The organism is Roseateles oligotrophus, assembly GCF_025717515.1.
Classification (GTDB): domain Bacteria; phylum Pseudomonadota; class Gammaproteobacteria; order Burkholderiales; family Burkholderiaceae_C; genus Paucibacter_A; species Paucibacter_A oligotrophus.
Genome location: NZ_JAJIRN010000010.1, coordinates 206,406 through 225,387, shown reverse-complemented (window position 1 = coordinate 225,387; position 18,982 = coordinate 206,406). Strand labels below are relative to the sequence as shown.

Sequence of the window (18,982 nt, the reverse complement as noted above, 5' to 3'; positions counted from 1 at the left end):
CTTTCATCTCCTGAAGAACGCTTCGGCCACGACCATCACCGCATAACGGGCGGGCTCGCTGCCGGGGTTGTGGAACTGGGTCGGCTGATCGAGCCGAAAGGCTAGGCAGTCACCGGCCTGCAAGCGGTAGGTCTGGGCCCCCACCCCGATGTCCATAGCACCGGCCAGCAGCCAAATCTGCTGGTGCTGAACAAAGTCGCGCGGCGGGTTTTCCATCAGCACCCTTGCGCCGGGCGGGAAGTCCACCTCGACGATCTGCAAGGGCGAATCCGCGCCGGCGGGCGAGACGCTGCGGCGCCGGTAGCCGCTGAGCGGGTCAACCCAAATCGGCTGCTCGGCCAAACGCGCCAAGGGCTGGGGCGCTGAAGCCCGGCGGGCCGGGTCCTCAAACAAGGACGACAGAGTGACACCCAGGCCGGCGGCAAGCTTGTCGAGCAAGGCCGCCGTGGGGCTGGTTTCCGCCCGTTCGATCAGCGACAGCGTCGACCGGCTGACGCCTGTTTTCAAGGCCAAGGCCTCAAGCGACAAGCCGCAGGCGGCTCGCAAGGCCCGCACGCGGCTGGCGATGTGTTGATTGACCGGGTTTGATTCCATGTCGTCCAGTTTACTGGAAAATATTCCACTAAGCTAGATGAGCATGAATCCGAGGCTGCCCGCTGCAAATAGCAGCCTCTAAATGCCCGCCTGATTCACCCTGCGGCTCAGCTCGGCTGCGCTTTCCTTGCGCTCGCTGTAGCGGTCGACCAGGTAGGCGGCTGAATTGCGCGTTAGTAGCGTGAACTTGATCAGCTCTTCCATCACATCGACGATGCGGTCGTAGTAGCTCGACGGCTTCATGCGGCCAGCTTCGTCGAATTCCAGAAAGGCCTTGGCCACCGAGCTTTGATTCGGGATCGTCAGCATGCGCATCCAGCGGCCCAGGATGCGCATCTGGTTGACCGCATTGAAGGACTGCGAGCCGCCCGACACCTGCATCACGGCCAGCGTCTTGCCCTGGGTCGGCCGCACCGCGCCGACGCTGAGCGGGATCCAGTCGATCTGCGTCTTCATCAAGCCCGTCATCGCGCCATGCCGCTCGGGCGAGCACCAGACCATCGCCTCCGACCATTGCACCAGCTCGCGCAGCTCTTGCACCTTGGGGTGGCTTTCCGGCGCGTCGTCGACCAGCGGCAGGCCGCTCGGGTTGAAGACTCGCGTCTCGGCCCCCATCGCTTGCAATAGCCGCTCGGCCTCCAGCGTGCAGAGCTTGCTATAGCTGCGTTCGCGCAGCGAGCCGTACAGCAGCAGCACGCGCGGCGGGTGGGTGATTTGGCTGCCGATGGCGGCGAAGTCGCGAGTTAGGGGGCGCTTGAACAGCGCGGCGTCCAAGTTCGGAAGAGCTGTCATTTGCTTCGTCCCAATAGTTGATGCAAGCCCAAACCGGCCGCCGCGCCGAGCAGTTGTGCGATCACAAAACCGGCCGCACTGAGTGGCGCAATGCCGGCAAAGGAGTCGCTGAACATGCGGCCAAAAACGGCCGCCGGATTGGCAAACGAGGTCGATGAGGTGAACCAATAAGCGGCACCGATATAGCTCGCCACCAAGCTGCTGGCCCGGCCGGCCGGGGCGCGCAAAATCACCAAAAGCAGGCCGGCGGTGGCGACACCTTCGGCCAAGTACTGGCCCGTGCCGCCGCGCAGCTTGGTCGAATATTGCAGCAGCGGCAGCTCGAACATCGCGTTAGCAAGCCAGGCCCCGAGCAGGGCGCCCAGCAGTTGCGCGGCGATATAGGGCAAGGCCAGCGACGGCGCCAACTCGCCGCGCGCCGTCATCGCCAGGCTGACCGCCGGGTTGAAATGCGCGCCGCTCAAGGGACCGAAGATCTCGATCAGCACATACAGGCCCCAGACGGTGGCGAGGGTGTTGGCGAGCAGGGCGACGGCCACATTGCCGCCGCTCAGGCGCTCGGCCATGATGCCGGACCCGACCACGATCGCCAGCAGTAGGGCGGTGCCCAGACCCTCGGCCAGCAGGCGCTGGCGCAGCGTCACCGATTGACCGCTCATGAGCGGCCGATGTCCGTCAGCGCGGCCCGCAGCTGATCCGCCGTCATGGTCTGCAGCGGCAAGGCCAGCAACTGCAACATCCGGTAGCCAATGGCTTGGCGCGTTAGCTCGAAGGCGCGGCGTTTGCCTTCATCGCCGCCCTCGGCATTGCTGGGGTCGGGGTAGCCCCAATGGACCTTGACCGGCTGATTCGGGCCGCCGAAGAAGACCGGACAAGTCTCGGCCGCCGCGCTGTCGCAGACGGTGATGACGATGGACAGTGGCGGTGCGTCAGATCCGGTGAATTCATCCCAGCTCTTGCTGCGATAGCCGGCCACATCGACGCCGGCGTTCGTCAAGGCCGCCAGTGCGAACGGGTTGAGCCGCCCGCTCGGCGCACTGCCGGCGCTATGGGCGCGTACATCCTTGCCCAGCTTTGCGGCGAGATGGTTCAGCATGCCCTCGGACAAGACACTGCGGGCCGAGTTATGGGTGCAAAGAATCAGGACATGGGTGGTCATGGGGGAGCTATCGCTGGGGTCAAAAAAAGGGGGTCAGCAGTTTGCGCAAGCCGGGGCAGCGGCCGTCATCAAGCAGGCCTCGCCCTGGCAGCAATTGGCGGTCAGATAGGCCAACAAGTCATTCATCTGCGCGAAGGCGGCGCGGTAGATCAGGTTGCGGCCGTCGCGCTCCTGACTGACCAGCCCGGCATTGAACAGTTCTTTCAAATGGAATGACAGCGTCGAGGCCGGCACGCCCAAGGCCTGCGCCAAAGCGCTCGGCGTCAGCCCTAGCGGCCCCGCAACGACCAAGGTGCGGAACAATTGCAACCTAGCCGTCTGCGCCAGCGCCGCCAAGGCCTTGACGATTTGTTGTTCATCCATATTTCCATTCTAGTGGAATTATGGATTTGTTCGAATTGAGCTTCGCACCGGCATCACATGAATGCCGGCCGGGTCCAGCTCCAGCAGCAAGACCTGACCCTTGCGCCAGTCCGACTGCTTGAGCTGACGGGTGCCGATGTCCAGATGGACTTGGGCGCCCGCCGCGCCCTGGATGGCTAGCTTGAGCGTGGACGTTTCACCCAGGCTGCGCAGTTCAAGCAGTTCGGCGGCGATCAGATTGATGGCGCCGGATGAAGGTGCTTGGCTATGGCATTGAATATATTCACCACTGATGACCCAGCGCACCGGCGTGCCGTCTTCGATGCGGCCCTTGTCGATGATCTGCAGCAGCACCGCCGATTCACCCTCGCCCCATTGCAGCAGCGCCCCAATGTCGCTCTTGCGGAAAACGCCGCAGTGGATGTCGCGCAGCCCCACCAGCGCCGCCACGCGCGCATTGCGCGGCCTTGCCAAGACTCGTTCGGGCGGGCCGTCCTGCAGGGCCGTACCGGCCTCAAGAATGCACAGGCGGTCGGCCAGCATGCGGGCCTCGCGCAAATCATGCGTGACCATGATGATGGGCAAGGTCAGGCGCTCGCGCAGCTTCACCAGCTCCTCCCACAAGGCGTAGCGGGTCGGTTGATCGACGGCGGAAAAGGCCTCATCCAGCAGCAGCAATTTGGGGCTGCGGGCCAGCGCTCGCGCCAAGGCCACGCGCTGGCGCTGGCCGCCGGACAGCTGCTCAGGCCGGCGCGTGGCCAAGCCGTCAAGCTGCATGTCCGCCAGCAATTGCTGCGCTTGCTCGCGGCGCTGCAGCTTGCTGCCGCCGGGAATGGCCAGGCCGACATTGTCCAAAGCGCTCAAATGCGGGAACAAGGCGTAATGCTGAAACACCATGCCGACGCCGCGCCGCTCGGCCGCCACATTGATGCCTTGCTCGCTGTCGAACCAGAGCTCTTCATTCAGCGTGATGCGGCCGCGGCTCACCCTCAACAAGCCGGCCAAGCTGCGCAACACGCTGGTCTTGCCGCTGCCCGAGGGGCCGACCAGCGCAAGTAACTCGCCATTCGCGCAGCGCAGGTCCAGCGCCAATGGAATCGGCCCGGTCTGATGCAGACTCGCTTGCAGCATAGGCTCAGCCTCGCTTCGATCGGCTCAGCCAGCTGCTGGCCAACAAGGTCAACATAGCCACCGCCAACAGCGTCGCTGACATCGCGCCCGCCGCCTGCATATCAAAGGCCTGCACCCGGTCATAGATGGCAATCGAGATCGTCTGCGTCTCGCCGACGATATTGCCGCCCACCATCAGCACCACGCCGAACTCGCCCAGCGTGTGCGCCGCCGTCATGATCAGGCCGCTCAAGATGCCGCGCCAGGCCAGCGGCAGTTCGATCAGCCACAAGGTGCGCCAACTCGACAGCCCGCAGGTGCGGGCGGCGTCGAACAGCTCGGCCGGTATCGCCTCGAAGGCGCGCTGCATCGGCATCACCGCGAACGGGATGTTGAAGATCAAGCTGGCCAGCAGCAGACCCTCGAATGAGAAGGCCAGGCTGCGCCCGCTCAAACCCTGGTACCAGGCGCCCAAGGCCGACCCGCCGCCCATCCAGATCAGCAGATAAAACCCCAAGACGGTCGGCGGCAAGACCAGCGGCAGCGCCAGCGCGGCTTCGGCCACGGGGCGCAGCGGGTGCCGGCTGCGCGCCAGCCAGCGGCCCGCAAAAATGCCCAGCGGCAACAAAAGCAGCGCGGTGGCGACGGCCAGCAAGGCCGACAGGCGCAAGGCGGTCCAGTCCATTCAACCTAGATCCGGCAGTTGAACGCGCCCGCCTGAGCCTCGGGGAAGCTCAGGCGGGCGTGAAGCGTTCTCACCCGTTTGGTGAAGTTCGTCGATGCGACAGTTTTCAGCATTCATCGATGTTTGTGGGCATTGGCGAGTGGTCAACTGCCGGATTTAGGTTCAAGGCCCTGCCGGCAAGTCAAAGCCATGGCGCTGCAAAATCGCCCGCCCGGCCGGCGCTTGCAAATAGGCATAGAACTGGCGCGCCGCCGGGCCGGCTTTTTGGGTCAAAACCATGCGCTGGCGCAGCGGCTCATGCAGGGCCTCGGGGATCAAGACATAGCGGCCGGCCTGGGCGAACTGAGGCGCCAAGGCCAGCGAATAGGCAAACAGTCCGCCCTGGGTCGAGCCGGAAACCGCGAATTGCGCCGCCTGCGACACGTTCTCGCCCAGCACCAGCTTGGGCGCCAGGGCGGCCCACAGGCCGGCGCTTTGCAGCGCTTGTTTGGCGGCCCGGCCATAGGGCGCATGCTCCGGGTTGGCGATGGCCAGCTTGCGCAGGCGCCCGTCATTCAGCGCCAGGCGCAGATCCGCCAACTCGGCATCGGGTTTGAGCTTGGAGTCGCTGGGCGCAAACAGCACCAGCCGACCGAGGCCATAGAGCTGGCCACGGTCGAGGGTCAGGCCTTGCTCGGCCAGCTTGAACACAAGGCCTTCATCGGCCGATAAAAATAGCTGGAACGGCGCGCCTTGCGCGATTTGGGCGTAGAAATTGCCCGAGGAGCCGTAACTGAGGCGCAGGCCCAGGCCGGTCTGCTGCTTGAAGGCCCTTGCCGCCTCGTCAAGCGCGAACTTGAGGTCGGAAGCGGCGGCAATGGCGGGCGCCTCTTGGTTTGTTTGCGCGCCAGCCCCTCCGAACAGGGCCAGCAACAGAGCTGCAAACAAGGCTTTGACCATGGAGGCGAGAGGGCATGAAAAATGACAGGCGTAGATAGTAGCTTGATCAAGGTGCGGCGGCTCGCTGCAGCACCTCGCGCTGCCAGACCAGAGGCAGCTTCTTGACCTCCCAGGCCCAGACAAAAGGCTTGATCACGCGTGCGTTCTTGTACTGGGCGCCATCCAAAAGCCGCTGCCGCAGGGCGTCCGGCAGGTGCAGATGATCGATCCGGATCGGCCGTGCGAAGCCATGGGCCAGATTCAGCTGGCCGGCATCGCTGAAGATGAATTCGCGCACCAACTCGGCCGCATGGGGGTGGGGTGCATGGCGGTTGATGATGGTGGTGTAGCCGCTGGTGACCGAGCCGTCGGACGGGATCAAGACCCGGTACTGGGCCGAATTGGGCAGCCTGCTGCGCTGCGACAGCGCCAAAAAGTCCCACATCAAGAACACATCGACGCTGGCCTGCTCGGCTTTGGCCGGCCCCGGGTTCTTGAACACCAGGCGCCCTTGCTTGGCCAGCTGCGCAAACTGCAGCAAGGCCGGCTGCAGATTGGACTCGTCGCCACCCAGTGCGATGGCCGCTGCCAAGACGCTGGCGCTGGACTGCGCCGCAGAGCCGACCTCGCCGATACCGACCTTGTAGCCGCCGGCAAACAAGTCCTTCCAGCTCTGCGGGATTCGCCCGCCTGTGCGGCCGGTGTTGACCAGGAAGGCGATGGTGCCGGTATAGGCCAATGCCCAGTAACCTTCTTCATCCTTGGCCCAGGCGGGGATTTGCGCCCAAGTGGCGGGCTTGTGCGGCCGGCTGACAGCGCGCCCGCGGGCGATGGCGCCCCATTCGAAGCCCACGTCACCGATGTCCAGGCTGGCCTGCGCGCCTTCGGCAGCCATCCGCTCGATGATTTCCGCGCTATTCATGCTTTCGTCCACATGGGCAATGCCGTGTAGCCTCTTGAGATCGGCCCAGGTGGCTTGCCAATTGGCCCAATGGTCGGGCATGCCGGCGCTCTGAAGCTTTGCTTCTTTGCGGGCCGCCGCAGCCAGCCTTGCGTCTTCGCTGATGGTCGCGAGCGGCACCGCATCGGCAGCGAAAGCGGCTTGCCAACTGAGCAAGCTCATCGAAATCAGCAGGCGGCAAAGCGTACTCATGGGTGTGGTGGCGCAGCGGGTCCCGAGAAGTGGCTGAGGTTAGCAGTTCGGGTGCCGGCGGCGCAGGGCTTTTTCCCTGATCGCCGGGCAAAGCCACGCCAGCGTCGATAATCACCGCTTTCTTTCCCGCGTCCTCTCCGTCCTCTCATCTCGCGCACACGCATTCTTGCTCTCCAGCCCATGTCGAATCTGATTGTTCACGGTGGCACGCCTTTGGCGGGTCGCATCATTCCGTCCGCCAACAAGAACGCTGTTCTGCCGATTTTGTGCGCTACCTTGTTGACGGCCGAGCCGGTGCGGCTGCGCGGCGTCACCGAGATCACCGACGTGAAGAAAATCCTCGAGGTCTTCCGCAACCTGGGCAGTTCGGTCGAGATCGACTATGCGACCGGCGTGCTGGATGTGCACCACCGAGCCACCTGTTTCGACGCGGCCAAGGACAGATTGCCCGAGGAGATGCGCTCCAGCATCATGCTGGTGCCGGGCCTGATGGCACGCTTCGGCGCGGCCCGCATTGAAGACGATGTGACCGGCTGCACGCTGGGCGTGCGCGAGATCGACCCGCATGTGGAGGTGTTCCAGCGCTTCGGTGCTGCGGTCGAACGCCACAGCGACGGCCTGGTGCTCAAGGTCGACGGCCAACTGCAGGCCAATGACCATTGGACCGATTACGCCTCCGTCACCACGACCGAGAACTTCGTGCTCTGCGCGGCGCTGGCGAATGGCCGCTCGACGCTGATGAACGCCGCCTCCGAGCCGCATGTGCAGGAGTTCTGTGCCTTTTTGCAAATGCTGGGCGCCAAGATCGAAGGCCAGGGCACGTCCAAACTGACGATTCACGGCGTCGAGCGCCTGGGCGGCGGCGAGTTCACCTTTGCCGAAGACTTCCACGAGATCGTCACCTTTTTGGCGCTGGGCGCCATCACCGGCGGCCAGGTCGAGGTACGTAACTCGGTGCCCGAGCAGTTTCCGCTGATCGACCGCACCTTCGCGAAATTCGGCGTGCAGATCATTCACGAAAACGGCTGGTCGCGCTCGGTCACCCATGGCCCGCTGAAGGTCAAAGAGCCGTTCACCCGCAACATCCTGCAAAAGGTCGAGGCGGCGCCCTGGCCCTATCTGCCGGTTGATCTGTTGCCGATCTTCGTCGCGCTGGGCGTGCGCGCCGAGGGCAGCGTGATGTTCTGGAACAAGATCTATGACGGCGCGATGGGCTGGACCTCGGAGCTGAGCAAGTTCGGCGGCCATGCGTTTTTGTCCGACCCGCACCGCATGGTCACCTTCGGCGGCAAGCCGCTGCACGCGGCCGAGGTCGAGAGCCCCTACATCATCCGGGTGGCGATCGCTTTGCTGATGGTGGCGGCCAGCATTCCCGGCCGCTCGGTGATTCGCAACGCGACGCCGATCCGCCGCGCGCATCCGCGCTTTGTCGAAAACATCTGCGGCTTGGGCGCTCGTATCGAGTGGGTCGAAGGCGACTGATGAAGCCGATGTGGCGGGCGTTGGGGTGGCGGGCTACTGCCTTGCTCGGTCTGGCCTTGCTGGCGGGCGCGGCGAGAGCGCAGCCTGTGCCCGAAGCCAGGCCCGAGGTCCTGACCTGGCTGGTTCGTGACGTGCCGCCCTATTTCAGCTACCCCGGCGGAAAAGCACCACAGCGCCCCGAGGACCTGGCTAACGGCGAGATCGATGGCTTCTTGCGCCAGTTGATCAAGCAGTTGCCGCAGTACCGGCATGAGTTCCTTGACGCCGGTTTTCCGCGCTTCGAGGCGCTGGTGCATCAAGGCCAGGCGCTCTGCTCGCCCCTGCATGTGGTCACACCCGAGCGCCTGGAATGGCTCTACTTCACCCATGTGCATCCGCCGCTGCTGTCGCGTCAGGTTCACCTGATCGTGCGGCGTGAATCGCTGGCAAAGTTCGAGTCCTTCGGCGCGGTGCCGGCCTTGGCCGAGGTCTTGCAGCGCAATGACCTGATCGGGTTGCTGCCTCGGGATCGCTCCTTTGGCGTCAAGATCGACCCCTTGCTGAAAGAGCGTGGCGACTTGGCCCCCAAGACCATCGTCACCGGCCGCAATATGCATTTGCTGGCGATGCTGGGTGCCGGCCGCATGGATTACACGCTGGAGTACCCGTCCACCGTGGACGAGTATCTGCGCAGCACCGGCAGCAAGCAGGACTTCGTCAAGCTGCCGGTGGCCGAGAGCCGCAGCGCCAATCAGGCCACCTTTGCCTGCAGCCGCAACCCGCAGGGCCGCAAGCTGATCGAAGCGATTGATCAGGCCGTACGCAAGCTGGCGCAAGACCCGCAGCGCGAGGCCTGGATACGCGCCTGGCGTGGCGAACAGGACGCGCAGGAGCGCTTGCGTTTGAAACGCTATATGGACGAACGCGCCAAGGGCGGCGCGCAGATCGAATGAGCCGTGCCCGGATGCCGGACTTGCCCTTGCGCGAGGGCGTCTGCGCCAGCGCCGTGGCCCTGCCACAGAGCGGGCCTTGGCCGCTGATGCTGGATTTTCTGGACCAGCGCATGCCGCAGGTGACACGCGCCGTCTGGCTGGCCCGGATGGAGAGCGCCAGCGTTTTTGGCGAACAGGGTCAGGCCTTGCCAGCAGATGCACGCTATCAGGGCGGCGGGCGGATGTTCTATTACCGCGAGCTGGCCGCTGAAAGCGCTATCCCCTTCACCGAGCAAATTTTGTTTCAGGACGATCGGCTCCTGATCGCCGACAAACCGCATTTTCTGCCGGTCACGCCCGGCGGACGCTATGTCCGGGAGACCTTGCTGACCAGGCTCAAGCAGCGTACCGGATTGCATGATTTGAGCCCGGTCCACCGCATCGACCGCGAGACCGCCGGGCTGGTGATGTTCACGCTGCAGCCGCAGCATCGAGGCCTCTATCAGAACCTGTTTCGCGACCGGCAGGTCAGCAAGGTCTACGAAGCGGTCGCGCCGTTTCGCCCCGATCTGCAGCTGCCCTTGATCCGCCGCAGCCGCATGCAAGAGAGCGCGGCGGCTTTTATGCAGTCGATCGAGGTGGCCGGCGAGGTCAACGCGGAAACCCGTATCGAGCTGCTGGAGCGCTTGGTCAGTGACGCCAATTTGGCGCGTTATGCCTTGCACCCCAGCACCGGCCAGCGCCATCAGCTGCGTGTGCATATGAACGCGCTGGGCCTGCCGATTGTGGGCGACAGCATCTACCCGGAGCTATTGCCCCATCAAGACGAGGCCGATTTTGGCCGGCCGCTGCAATTGCTGGCGCGCGAGCTGCGCTTCGTTGACCCACTGAGCGGTCAGCCGCGCCACTTCGAGAGCGGGCTGCGGCTGAGCGTTGCTGCGGGCGTTTAAGCGGCCAGCAAGTCCTTCAGCGCCAGTCTGGCGCCCAGCGTCTGCAGACAGGCCTGCGCCAGCTCACGACCCTTCTTGACGAAATGCTCGCTGAAGTAACGACTGTGTTCATCGTGCTCATGAAAGTGATGCGGCGTCAGCACGGCCGAGAACACCGGCACGCCGCTGTCAAGTTGTACGCGCATCAGGCCGTCGATGACGGCCGTAGCGACAAAGTCATGCCGGTAGATCCCGCCGTCGACGACCAGGGCGCAGGCCAGGATCGCATCAAAGCGCCCGCTGGTGGCCAGCGTCTGCGCGTGCAGCGGAATTTCGAAAGCGCCGGGCACCTCGAAGCATTCGATCCGGTCGGGTGGCAGGCCATGGGCTTGCAGCTCGACCAGGCAGGCCTCGCGGGATTGGCCGACGATGTCGGCATGCCAGCCCGCCGAAACAAGGGCGACTCGGAGAGTCGGCAAAAGTTGCGCCGGGATGGTGTTGCGGGTATTGCTGTTGAATCGCTGATTCATGGTGGACCTCGATAGGTTGGACACATAAATCAGGGCAAGCGCGCGAAGGCGAACGCAGCGGCGCCGCTGCGGCCTTTTCGAAAAAAAGTCACAACGGCGTTGCCGAGTTCATCGCGATCTCTTTCATCCGGACTATGACCGTCGGCCCTGGCATCGCACCAGATCTGCTGAGAGGCTGAGAACTTTTTACTGCGCAACCGCCATGCGTCGTTGGCCGGATGCTCGAAATCCTCACGTACAGGAAGTACGTTCCGGTTTCTGCGCTCCGTCCGCCTAGCCTGACGGCCGCTCGCTACAAAAGTTCTAAGCCTCAAACCCCGCACAAAAATTGTTGCGGTTGCTCGCGGGCTCATGGGCCTAAGCCCATATACCGCCGGTGGGGAATTACACCCCGCCCTGAGAACGCTGCCCCCGCCTTGCGGTGAGGGCCGGGCGATTCTAGCCGCGCAAGAGTGCAGCCAGCGCCTGCGCGTCCAGCACCGTCGCTTCTTCCTGCCCTTCCAGAATGCCATCGGCGAGGCCGCGTTTGTCACGGTGCAGGTCGATGATGCGCTCCTCGACCGAGCCGGCTGTCACCAGTCGGTAGACGGTCACCGGGCGCTTTTGACCCATCCGGTGGGCGCGGCCGGTGGCCTGGTCTTCGGCGGCCGGGTTCCACCAGGGGTCGACGATCAAGACATAGTCGGCCATGGTCAGATTGAGGCCAAATCCACCCGCCTTCAGGCTGATCAAAAAGACCTCGCCCTCGCCGCGCTGGAAGGCCGCCACGCGTTTCGTGCGCTCCGCCGCCGGCGTGCCGCCGTCCAGGTACTGGTACTTGACCCCCATGCTGTCGAGGCGCTCGGCCAGCAGCTTCAAAAAATCGGTGAACTGGCTGAACACCAAGGCCTTGTGCGAGCCATCGACCAACTCGCGCACGATGCGTTCGAACTCGCCTAACTTCGAGCCCACCAGCCCGAGTTCGGGTGCCACTAGGCGCGGGTCACAAGCGGCACGGCGCAGCCGCATCAGCTCGGCCAAGACCTGCATTGGCGCGGCCTGGCCGTTTTTGGCGGCGCTGGCCACCGCCTCTTGCGCCGAGCGGCGCAGCGCTTCGAGAAAACTCTTTTCCTCGCTGCTCGGCTGGACCAGATGGACGATTTCGGTGCGCGGGGGCAGGTCTTGCAGCACTTGCGTCTTGGTCCGGCGCAGCAAAAACGGCGAGACCAGGCGGCGCAGGCGCTGGCGGGCCGGCGCGTCCTGATGCTTCTCGATCGGCGTGGCGAAGCGCTCGCCGAACTGCGCCGCGCTGCCCAAAAGCCCGGGATTGATCAGATTCATGATGGACCACAGATCGGCCAGCCGGTTCTCGACCGGCGTGCCCGATAGTGCCAGCCGGAAATCGGCCTTGAACTCGGCCACCGACTTCGCTCGCTTGGTGGCCGCATTCTTCAGCGCCTGCGCCTCGTCCATCACCAGCGTCGCCCATGGCTTGTCGGCGAATAACTCGGCGTCGATTTGCGCCAAGGCATAACTGACCACCAAGACGTCGCCAGGGCCGGCCGCTGCGATCAGGCCGGCGCGGTCGGCGTCTTCACCGTAGATGGTGGCGCGCAGGCCGGGTGCGAAGGTCGCCGTTTCCTCCAGCCAGTTGCCACAAACCGAGGTCGGCGCCAGCACCAGCGCCGGCCCCAGCTCGGCGCGGTCTATGAGCAGCGCCAGCGTCTGCACCGTCTTGCCCAAGCCCATATCGTCGGCCAAACAAGCGCCCAGGCCGGCCTGCGCCAGCCGCGTCATCCAGACAAAACCTTCCATCTGGTAGCCGCGCAGCTCGGCCCGCAGACCCGCCGGCAAAGCGGGTTGCAAGGCGGCTGCGCCGGCCAGCGCGTCCATGCGCGTATGCCAGGACTTGTCGCCGTCGACCGCCATATCGATCAAGGTGTCATCCAGCCAACTGGCCACCGCGTGCGGCAGTTGCAGCTGGTCTTTCTTGACCTGGCCGAGCGCGTCGAGATCGCGCAGCTGTTGGCGCAATTGCTCGCTCAGCGCCAGGTACTCTCCCTCGCCCAGGCGCACAAAGCGGCTGCGCGAGGCGCGCGCCAGCGTCAGCAATTCTTGCAGGCCGATCACGCGGCCCTCATCCAATTGCGCCTCGCCGTTCAGTGCGAGCCAGTCACGGCCGCTGCTGACCTGCACGGTCAGGCTCTGGCTGGCCACCGGCGTCACGCGCAGCGGTTTGCCTTTGGGCCAATCGAGCGCAGCAATGCCGGGCAGGCCGGGCAAAACCTCGACGGCGCGCAGCGCTTCTTCCGCATCGGTCAGCATCCAGGGCGACTCCGGGCCCAGCTCGGGGTCGAGGAAGGGCAGCGCCTCCAGCACCGCCAATCGGGCCGCATGCTCGGCGCCGAGGTCGCGCTCGGTCGCCAGGCTAACGCCCTCATGCATGCACATCAGGCGGCCGCGCCCCTGGCCCGGGGTGACGGCGGGGCCGAAGCCACCGAACGGTTGCGCGACCAATTGCAGCTGCAGGCCATCGCCGAGCGGGAACAGGCGGGCGTGCAGGCGACTGTCGCCGGTCACCATCTGGCCGGCCTCGGCGTCGCTGTGCAGTTGGAACAGGCCGCTCAAGACCTGCAAGGCGGCGCCTAACTCGGCTGTCGCGCTGACCGGCACCGTCCAGCCCTGCGCCACCAACTCGGCGACACGACGCTGCGCGCTGCTGATGCGGATCAGCCGTGCGCGCTGCGGGCCGTCACGCAGAATCCGCAGCGAATCGCGGCGCGCGGCTTCGGCCTCATGGTTGCTGCCAAACCAGCCAAACAAGCGGGGCGGCTCGATGCCGACCAAGGCCGGGTGAATGCGGAATTCGAATTGCTGCTCGCCGGTTTCCTTGCCCGCTGCGTCTTTGCGCGGGCGCTTCAGCACTTCCAGCTCGGGCTGCGCCTCGACCAGCTCTACCCATTGGCCGGGGGCGTCGGCAAACATCAGCGCCGGGTGGCCGATCAAGGCCACCGCCGCTTGCGGGCCGTCAATCTGAAAGCTGTTGGCGCCGCCGTAGACGCTGCGCTCGATATGGCGCAGCACCGCGTTGTCGCGGGCGTCCGCCGCACCGTTCTTCTTCAGCTTGGTCAGGGTGATGGGCTTGAGCTTGGCCACACCGCGCGCGCTGACGCTGCGTTCCAGCGGCTCCACATCCTGGACCCGGCCTTGCGCGTCCAGCGTGAGCTGCCAAGCCAGCTCGGTCGTGCTGCCGGCCGGCTTGGTGGCGGCTTTTTCGTCGCCCAGCGACGCTATGGCGGCTAGCGCATCGCGCCAGGCCTCGCGCGGCGCGCCGATGAAACTGGCCGGCGCTTTTTGCCCCTGCAGGTTAACCGTTATGGTGCCCAGCTCCAGCCGCTCGGCCGCCGCCGCCACCCAGGCCGCCAACCAGAGCTGGCCGCTGCTCTGCAGGCGTTGCACGATCGCTTGCACGGCGGGCACCTGCCATTCCGGCGCCGGTTTGCCGGCCCAGGCCGCCAGCAGCAGGCGCTCGCTGGCGGGGCCGAGGCTGTGCTCGCGCGACTCCAGGGCGGGCAGATAGGCCAGGCAGTTTTCGTCCAGACTGTCTTCACCCAAGCGAGTGCCGATCACATGGGCCCAGCGGCCCCAGCCCTCGTAGGGCGAGGGGCTGCGCGAGCCCGATTCGGCGATACAGAACTTGCGCGCCGCGCTCCAGGCCTTGGGCTCGTCTTGCGCCAGCAAGCACATCACATAGATGCGCGCCATGTCCGGCTGCAAGGCGTCACGGCGTGCGCCGGTGGCCTTGCGGATCTCCTTCATCGCGGCCTCGAAAGCGGCGGCGGCCGGCGCCCAATCGCCGCGCGCCGCCAACTCGGCCGCGTCAAACATCGGCATGCTGGGGCCGGACAGACCGCTCAAAAGTTCGCGCATGCCCGCAAAGTCCAGCGCTTGAACGCGAGCCGATGCCAGTTGCGCGCGCAGCTCCGGCGCCACCGACAGCGGCTCCGCTTTGAAGCGCGCCTCCAACCATTGCGCCATCAACTTCGCGCGCGGGTCGATGTTGGGCAAGACGGCCAGCGCCTGACTCAGCAAGCTGCCACGCAGCTCGGGCGCCATATTGCCCAGCGCCTGCGGCATCCAGGGCAGTGTCAAGGCTTCCATCAAAAGAATCGGGTCGCGCAGTTCCATCAGCGCGCCATTGAGGCTTTTTTCGAAGTCTGCCCGGCTAATCCCGGAGTAGATAAACAGGCGCAGCAGCGTCTGCATTTCGATCCGGTTGCGAAAGCTGATCCAGGCGATCTCGCGCTTCACATCACCATAGCCGCCGCCAAACACCCAGGCCAGCCAACGCCAATATTGTTTGGCCTCAGGCTTCAGCAGCAAACTTTGCAGGCGATCGCCATGCGCCAGCAGGTCGATCACGTAGCCGCGCCCAGGCAGCAATTCAATCAGCCCGCGCCGCTGCAGCGATTGAAGACACAGCCCCAACTGCGCCGGCTCGAACGGCTGGCCGCAGGCGCGATCCACCGCGCCGCTGGCATTCAACCATTGCTGTACGCCTTGTGCCCCGCGCGTGCCACCGCTCAGCAGCAAGGCGTCGAACACCTGTTGTTCATCGTCGGCATGCAGCGGCGGCGGAATCTTCTTGTTCATGATGCTTGGGAGGTTGAAGCGCGCAGTATGCCTATACGCGCGGGTTTATTTGGTCTGCTTTGCCGCGTGATGCAAGTCACGGGGGATTCCAGTCGTCGCGCTCTAGCATCAATTGCATGCACAAAGCCGGTAATGCTCACTTGCTTTGGTCGCTGGGCACCGTACATTGCAGTCAGGCGCTGCGACCGTTTTCTTCATCATCCCCGCAGTGCAAAATCAATATTCGACCCGCCCATGAAAATACGCGTCCTTGGTTGTTCCGGTGCGATCGCGTCCGGCTACAAGACCACCGCCTTTTTGCTCGACGACGACATCTTGATCGACGCCGGCACAGGCGTTGGCGATTTGCCGCTGGAGGCAATGGCGCGCATCGACCATATCCTGGTCAGCCATTCCCATCTGGATCACATCCTGGCGATCCCGCTGCTGGCCGATGCCGTGTTGCGCATGCGCGAAGTGGCCGGGCGGCCGCCGATCCAGGTCCATGCGCTGCCCGAGACGCTGCAGGCGCTGCGCCAGCACATCTTCAACGGCATCATCTGGCCGGACTTCACCCGCCTGCCCAGCGCCGCGCATCCGGTGCTCAGCCTGCACCCGTTCGAGCTGGGTCAGCGCCTGCGCTTGGTCGGTGCGGATCAACAAACGCGAGAAATTGAGGTCATCACGGCGGCCCACACGGTGCCGGCGGTGGGTTTCGCGGTAAGCGGGGCCGAGGGTAATTGGGTTTTCACCGGTGACACCGGCCCGAACCCGCTGCTCTGGAAGCGCTTGGCCGACATGCCGCTCGCGCATCTGGTGATCGAAACCGCCTTTGGCGATGACGAACAGCGCCTCGCCCATGTCAGCCGCCATCTCTGCCCATCGGCGCTGAGCCTGGAGCTGGCCCAACTCGGCGGCAGCGTCGAGGTCCGCATCACGCATATCAAGCCGGGTGAAGACGAAGCGGTGATGGGCGCCGTCGCCGCGCTGATCACGCCGCACCGCATCAGCGCGCTGCGGGCGGGGGATGAGATGGTGTTTTAGGAGCCGATCGAGCGGTAGAGGCAGGGAAATGAGCCCGGCCACAAAGCAATGAGCGCCTTGATTGGCGCTTTTTCTTTGCTGGGAGGGAACCGGGGGACAGGCCTACTTCGGACCCCACTGAATGCTTCCAATGCCTTGGCGGACCGTTTGGAAGAATTCAGATAGCGAAACGCCTGATCCGACAAAAATGGTCACATCACAAACCCGCCGACCGAATCGCGCCCATCGAAGTGACAATTTTTGTCAGCTCTGGTCGGGCTTGACGGGTCAAGTGTGAGAAAGCGCACGGAAATTCGGGTAAAAGTACCTGGCACGACCCCTGCATTCAGGGGGGGTGCCTCTACCCTTTATTTACCCCCTCCAGGAGTCTCATCATGAACATGAAGCGCGCACAACAAGGTTTCACCCTGATCGAACTGATGATCGTCGTGGCGATCATTGGTATTTTGGCGGCGGTGGCGCTGCCGGCGTATTCGAATTACACCAAGAAGGCGAAGACAGCAAATGCTGTTGCGTCTCTCGCGGGCGAAAAGATTAAGGTAGCCGAGATTTACAGCACAACCGGCGCACTAGGGTGCGGTGAAATTCCGGCAGCTAGATGCGATGCGGATACAGCCGCTCTTACGTTCACTTACGACGGTGCTACTGCTACCATCACCCCAACGGCGGCTGCAACTGGAATTACTTGGGTTTGCGTGGCAAGTGGAGCTAACGGCATCAGTATTACCGGTTGCGAAACCGCCGCCCCATAAAAACAGGGTAGGTATGGAGTGAGGTAACGAACTCCAACCGCTTCACCGAGCCAAGCCAAACCCCGAAAAGCGCCTTCACCGGCGCTTTTTTCTATTGGGCGAATGAATGAAGGAATGAATAAATAAGTGGGCCAATAAATGCCCTCAAACGCCCAGCTCCGCCACGCTTTTGATCCCCGCCACAAACCTCGGCCACAACTGCTCGGGCAAGTCATGCCCCATGCCTTTGATGATGTCTAAATGGGCGCCGGGAATTCGCCGCGCCAGATCATGGGCGGCGGCGACCGGGATCAGGGGGTCTTGGTCGCCATGTTGAATCAGCGTCGGCGCCTTGATGCGGCCGAGCTGGCCGGCGCGGCGGTTGTCGGCGGCTATGGCCGCGAGTTGGCGCAGCACGCCCTGCGGTCGATTGCTGCGCCGCAGCGAGGCCGCGATGCGCTGCCGCAGTTCCGCCTCGGGGGCCGGGTAGGCGGGGCTGCCGATCAGGCGGAATAGTTTGTAATTGCGCTCGGCCAAGGCCGCGAAATCATGCGGATCAGCGGGCCGGCTGAGCAAGGCGCTGCGCACCCGCATCGCCGGGCCGGGCAACCGGCGGCTGCCGCTGCTGGTCATGATCAGAGTCAGGCTCTTGACCCGCTCGGGCGCCTGCAGCGCCAGCTGTTGGGCGATCATGCCACCCATGGACGCGCCGCAAATATGGGCGCGCTGCAGGCCCAAGGCATCCAGTACGCCGAGCGCATCGCGCGCCATATCGGCCAAGCTGTAGGGGCTGCGCACCGGCAGATGCAGCAGATGCTGGACCGAGGCGAGGGCGATATTGGGCACGCCCAAATGGTCGAATTGCTGGCTCAGGCCGGCATCGCGGTTGTCAAAGCGTATGACCCGGAAGCCCTCCGCCAGCAAGCGCTGCACCAAGCCGTCGGGCCAGGCAATCAGCTGCATGCCCAGACCCATGATCATCAGCAGCGGCTCGGCGTTAGCTGGCCCCTGATCGTCTATCTCGATGGCGAGGCCATTGGCGGAAATTTGCATGTGAAGCTTTGGGCCCGCCGCTCAGATCATGACCGGCGTGCGGAAGAACCAGCGCTTCGCGCCCTGCGGGTCGAACGGCGCCCATTGCTGCGGGTCTTGCGTCAGCCGGTCGGCCAGCGCATACAGCGCCAGCGGGTTCAGCCCCAGGCCGAGATGGCTGGCATGGACCTCGATGTTTTCGCTGTGACCAATTTGTGGGTCGGGCTCGATCACGCTGCAGCGCCAGGAGACGATGCCGTCGGTGCGCGAGTAGATCGAGGTGGTCGGCACCGGCGGCGTTTGGCGGATCTGCGCCAGCATCGTGGGGTCACCGACATGGCGGCCATTCATCAGCTCGAAAAAGCGCCAGGCATTGGTCGCCCGGGGGTGGCCGGTGAACGGCGTGCCCAGCGTGACCACGCAGCGGGTGTGATCGGGCAACTCCTTGGCCAACTCGCGTGCATAGATGCCGCCCAAGCTCCAGCCGACCAGGCTGACCGGCCGCGCATGGCGCTTGAACAGCGCTTTGACGTCGGCGCTGCATTGCTCCAGCACGCCTTGGCGCGGGCCGAAGTTGAAGCCTTGGTGCCAGGGGTGGGTTTCGTAGCCGAGACCGTCGAGAAAGCGCCGCAGCGGCTGCGTCGTCACATCATTGGCGCCCAGGCCGGGGAAGACGATGACCGGGTGGCCGTCCCCGCGCGGCAGCTTGCGCAGCCAGGGCGTGGCCGCCAGCAGCGCCGCGTATTCCCAGGGCGCGCGCCCTTCCAGCATCATCAAGAAGGCGTTCGGGGCTGGGAAGTCGGGCAGGCTGTAGCTCGGCTCGGCGGCTTCGGCTGTTTCCGGAGCGGATTCCGTTGAGGCGCGTGCTGGCGCAGATTTCTTGGAGGCGGGGCGGTTAGTGGATCGCATGCAGAGGCCGAAAACTTGATAAGACCAAG

18 protein-coding genes are annotated in these 18,982 nt (G+C 64.6%); 5 read left to right on the top strand and 13 right to left on the bottom strand.

Annotation, left to right across the window (positions count from 1 at the left end):
* Positions 1-3 precede the first annotated feature (3 nt).
* The 9 genes from LNV07_RS21840 to LNV07_RS21800 all read right to left on the bottom strand — a co-directional run bounded on the left by LNV07_RS21840 (position 4) and on the right by LNV07_RS21800 (position 6,774).
* Complete coding sequence (locus LNV07_RS21840; RefSeq protein WP_263573313.1) at positions 4-594, bottom strand: helix-turn-helix domain-containing protein; 591 nt, start codon at positions 592-594, stop codon at positions 4-6.
* Positions 595-672: 78 nt separating this feature from the next.
* Positions 673-1,386 (bottom strand): arsenical resistance protein ArsH, encoded by a 714-nt coding sequence (gene arsH, locus LNV07_RS21835; protein WP_263573312.1) that lies wholly within the window; start codon positions 1,384-1,386, stop codon positions 673-675.
* Positions 1,383-2,045: an aquaporin gene (locus LNV07_RS21830; RefSeq protein ID WP_263573311.1), complete on the bottom strand. Its 663-nt coding sequence runs from the start codon at positions 2,043-2,045 to the stop codon at positions 1,383-1,385. Before LNV07_RS21830 ends, arsH begins: the two co-directional genes overlap by 4 nt.
* Positions 2,042-2,545: an arsenate reductase ArsC gene (locus tag LNV07_RS21825; RefSeq protein ID WP_263573310.1), complete on the bottom strand. Its 504-nt coding sequence runs from the start codon at positions 2,543-2,545 to the stop codon at positions 2,042-2,044. Before LNV07_RS21825 ends, LNV07_RS21830 begins: the two co-directional genes overlap by 4 nt.
* 33 nt (positions 2,546-2,578) lie before the next feature.
* Complete coding sequence (locus LNV07_RS21820) at positions 2,579-2,908, bottom strand: ArsR/SmtB family transcription factor (RefSeq protein WP_263573309.1); 330 nt, start codon at positions 2,906-2,908, stop codon at positions 2,579-2,581.
* Positions 2,909-2,926: 18 nt separating this feature from the next.
* Positions 2,927-4,039, bottom strand: coding sequence for an ABC transporter ATP-binding protein (locus LNV07_RS21815; protein WP_263573308.1), 1,113 nt, complete (start codon positions 4,037-4,039; stop codon positions 2,927-2,929).
* 4 nt (positions 4,040-4,043) lie between these two features.
* On the bottom strand, positions 4,044-4,703 hold the full coding sequence (gene modB, locus LNV07_RS21810; protein WP_263573307.1) for a molybdate ABC transporter permease subunit: 660 nt from the start codon (positions 4,701-4,703) through the stop codon (positions 4,044-4,046).
* Between the two features lie 162 nt (positions 4,704-4,865).
* Positions 4,866-5,630 carry a molybdate ABC transporter substrate-binding protein gene (gene modA / locus LNV07_RS21805; protein ID WP_263573306.1) on the bottom strand — a complete coding sequence of 255 codons (765 nt, stop codon included), beginning with the start codon at positions 5,628-5,630 and terminating at the stop codon, positions 4,866-4,868.
* 58 nt (positions 5,631-5,688) lie between these two features.
* A complete protein-coding gene (locus LNV07_RS21800) occupies positions 5,689-6,774 on the bottom strand; it encodes an extracellular solute-binding protein (protein WP_263573305.1) in 1,086 nt (361 codons plus the stop codon).
* A gap of 180 nt (positions 6,775-6,954) precedes the next feature.
* On the opposite strand from LNV07_RS21800, the gene LNV07_RS21795 reads away from it, so the two are divergent.
* The 3 genes from LNV07_RS21795 to LNV07_RS21785 are packed head-to-tail and all read left to right on the top strand — an operon-like array spanning position 6,955 to position 10,117.
* Positions 6,955-8,256 (top strand): UDP-N-acetylglucosamine 1-carboxyvinyltransferase, encoded by a 1,302-nt coding sequence (locus tag LNV07_RS21795; protein WP_263573304.1) that lies wholly within the window; start codon positions 6,955-6,957, stop codon positions 8,254-8,256.
* Positions 8,256-9,188 carry a TIGR02285 family protein gene (locus LNV07_RS21790; protein ID WP_263573303.1) on the top strand — a complete coding sequence of 311 codons (933 nt, stop codon included), beginning with the start codon at positions 8,256-8,258 and terminating at the stop codon, positions 9,186-9,188. Before LNV07_RS21795 ends, LNV07_RS21790 begins: the two co-directional genes overlap by 1 nt.
* Entirely contained in the window at positions 9,185-10,117 is a 933-nt protein-coding gene (locus LNV07_RS21785) for a pseudouridine synthase (RefSeq protein ID WP_263573302.1), read from the top strand. Before LNV07_RS21790 ends, LNV07_RS21785 begins: the two co-directional genes overlap by 4 nt.
* On the opposite strand, the gene LNV07_RS21780 is transcribed toward LNV07_RS21785, so the two are convergent.
* Entirely contained in the window at positions 10,114-10,626 is a 513-nt protein-coding gene (locus LNV07_RS21780; protein WP_263573301.1) for a 6,7-dimethyl-8-ribityllumazine synthase, read from the bottom strand. The two genes, LNV07_RS21785 and LNV07_RS21780, sit on opposite strands and share 4 nt — an antisense overlap.
* A 438-nt stretch (positions 10,627-11,064) precedes the next feature.
* On the bottom strand, positions 11,065-15,258 hold the full coding sequence (locus LNV07_RS21775; RefSeq protein WP_263573300.1) for a DEAD/DEAH box helicase: 4,194 nt from the start codon (positions 15,256-15,258) through the stop codon (positions 11,065-11,067).
* A 234-nt stretch (positions 15,259-15,492) separates the two neighbouring features.
* On the opposite strand from LNV07_RS21775, the gene LNV07_RS21770 reads away from it, so the two are divergent.
* Together LNV07_RS21770 and LNV07_RS25480 are read left to right on the top strand one after the other, a co-directional pair.
* Positions 15,493-16,281, top strand: a complete 789-nt coding sequence (locus LNV07_RS21770) for an MBL fold metallo-hydrolase (protein ID WP_263573299.1) — start codon at positions 15,493-15,495, stop codon at positions 16,279-16,281.
* A 374-nt stretch (positions 16,282-16,655) separates the two neighbouring features.
* Complete coding sequence (locus tag LNV07_RS25480; protein WP_397545590.1) at positions 16,656-17,033, top strand: pilin; 378 nt, start codon at positions 16,656-16,658, stop codon at positions 17,031-17,033.
* A gap of 144 nt (positions 17,034-17,177) precedes the next feature.
* Here the strand turns inward: LNV07_RS25480 and LNV07_RS21760 are convergent, their stop codons facing one another.
* Both LNV07_RS21760 and LNV07_RS21755 read right to left on the bottom strand, forming a co-directional pair.
* Entirely contained in the window at positions 17,178-18,065 is an 888-nt protein-coding gene (locus LNV07_RS21760) for an alpha/beta fold hydrolase (RefSeq protein WP_263573298.1), read from the bottom strand.
* A 21-nt stretch (positions 18,066-18,086) separates the two neighbouring features.
* Positions 18,087-18,953 carry an esterase/lipase family protein gene (locus tag LNV07_RS21755; RefSeq protein WP_263573297.1) on the bottom strand — a complete coding sequence of 289 codons (867 nt, stop codon included), beginning with the start codon at positions 18,951-18,953 and terminating at the stop codon, positions 18,087-18,089.
* Between the last annotated feature and the right edge of the window lie 29 nt (positions 18,954-18,982).

Bases quoted from the DNA above. Each gene is read 5' to 3' on its own strand.
- LNV07_RS21800 (WP_263573305.1), bottom strand. From the start codon at position 6,774: ATGAGTACGCTTTGCCGCCTGCTGATTTCGATGAGCTTGCTCAGTTGG.
- LNV07_RS21775 (WP_263573300.1), bottom strand. From the start codon at position 15,258: ATGAACAAGAAGATTCCGCCGCCGCTGCATGCCGACGATGAACAACAG.
- LNV07_RS21755 (WP_263573297.1), bottom strand. From the start codon at position 18,953: ATGCGATCCACTAACCGCCCCGCCTCCAAGAAATCTGCGCCAGCACGC.
- LNV07_RS21840 (WP_263573313.1), bottom strand. From the start codon at position 594: ATGGAATCAAACCCGGTCAATCAACACATCGCCAGCCGCGTGCGGGCC.
- LNV07_RS21830 (WP_263573311.1), bottom strand. From the start codon at position 2,045: ATGAGCGGTCAATCGGTGACGCTGCGCCAGCGCCTGCTGGCCGAGGGT.
- LNV07_RS21760 (WP_263573298.1), bottom strand. From the start codon at position 18,065: ATGCAAATTTCCGCCAATGGCCTCGCCATCGAGATAGACGATCAGGGG.
- LNV07_RS21785 (WP_263573302.1), top strand. From the start codon at position 9,185: ATGAGCCGTGCCCGGATGCCGGACTTGCCCTTGCGCGAGGGCGTCTGC.
- arsH (WP_263573312.1), bottom strand. From the start codon at position 1,386: ATGACAGCTCTTCCGAACTTGGACGCCGCGCTGTTCAAGCGCCCCCTA.
- LNV07_RS21795 (WP_263573304.1), top strand. From the start codon at position 6,955: ATGTCGAATCTGATTGTTCACGGTGGCACGCCTTTGGCGGGTCGCATC.
- LNV07_RS21790 (WP_263573303.1), top strand. From the start codon at position 8,256: ATGAAGCCGATGTGGCGGGCGTTGGGGTGGCGGGCTACTGCCTTGCTC.
- modB (WP_263573307.1), bottom strand. From the start codon at position 4,703: ATGGACTGGACCGCCTTGCGCCTGTCGGCCTTGCTGGCCGTCGCCACC.
- LNV07_RS25480 (WP_397545590.1), top strand. From the start codon at position 16,656: ATGAACATGAAGCGCGCACAACAAGGTTTCACCCTGATCGAACTGATG.
- LNV07_RS21780 (WP_263573301.1), bottom strand. From the start codon at position 10,626: ATGAATCAGCGATTCAACAGCAATACCCGCAACACCATCCCGGCGCAA.
- LNV07_RS21815 (WP_263573308.1), bottom strand. From the start codon at position 4,039: ATGCTGCAAGCGAGTCTGCATCAGACCGGGCCGATTCCATTGGCGCTG.
- LNV07_RS21820 (WP_263573309.1), bottom strand. From the start codon at position 2,908: ATGGATGAACAACAAATCGTCAAGGCCTTGGCGGCGCTGGCGCAGACG.
- LNV07_RS21770 (WP_263573299.1), top strand. From the start codon at position 15,493: ATGAAAATACGCGTCCTTGGTTGTTCCGGTGCGATCGCGTCCGGCTAC.
- LNV07_RS21825 (WP_263573310.1), bottom strand. From the start codon at position 2,545: ATGACCACCCATGTCCTGATTCTTTGCACCCATAACTCGGCCCGCAGT.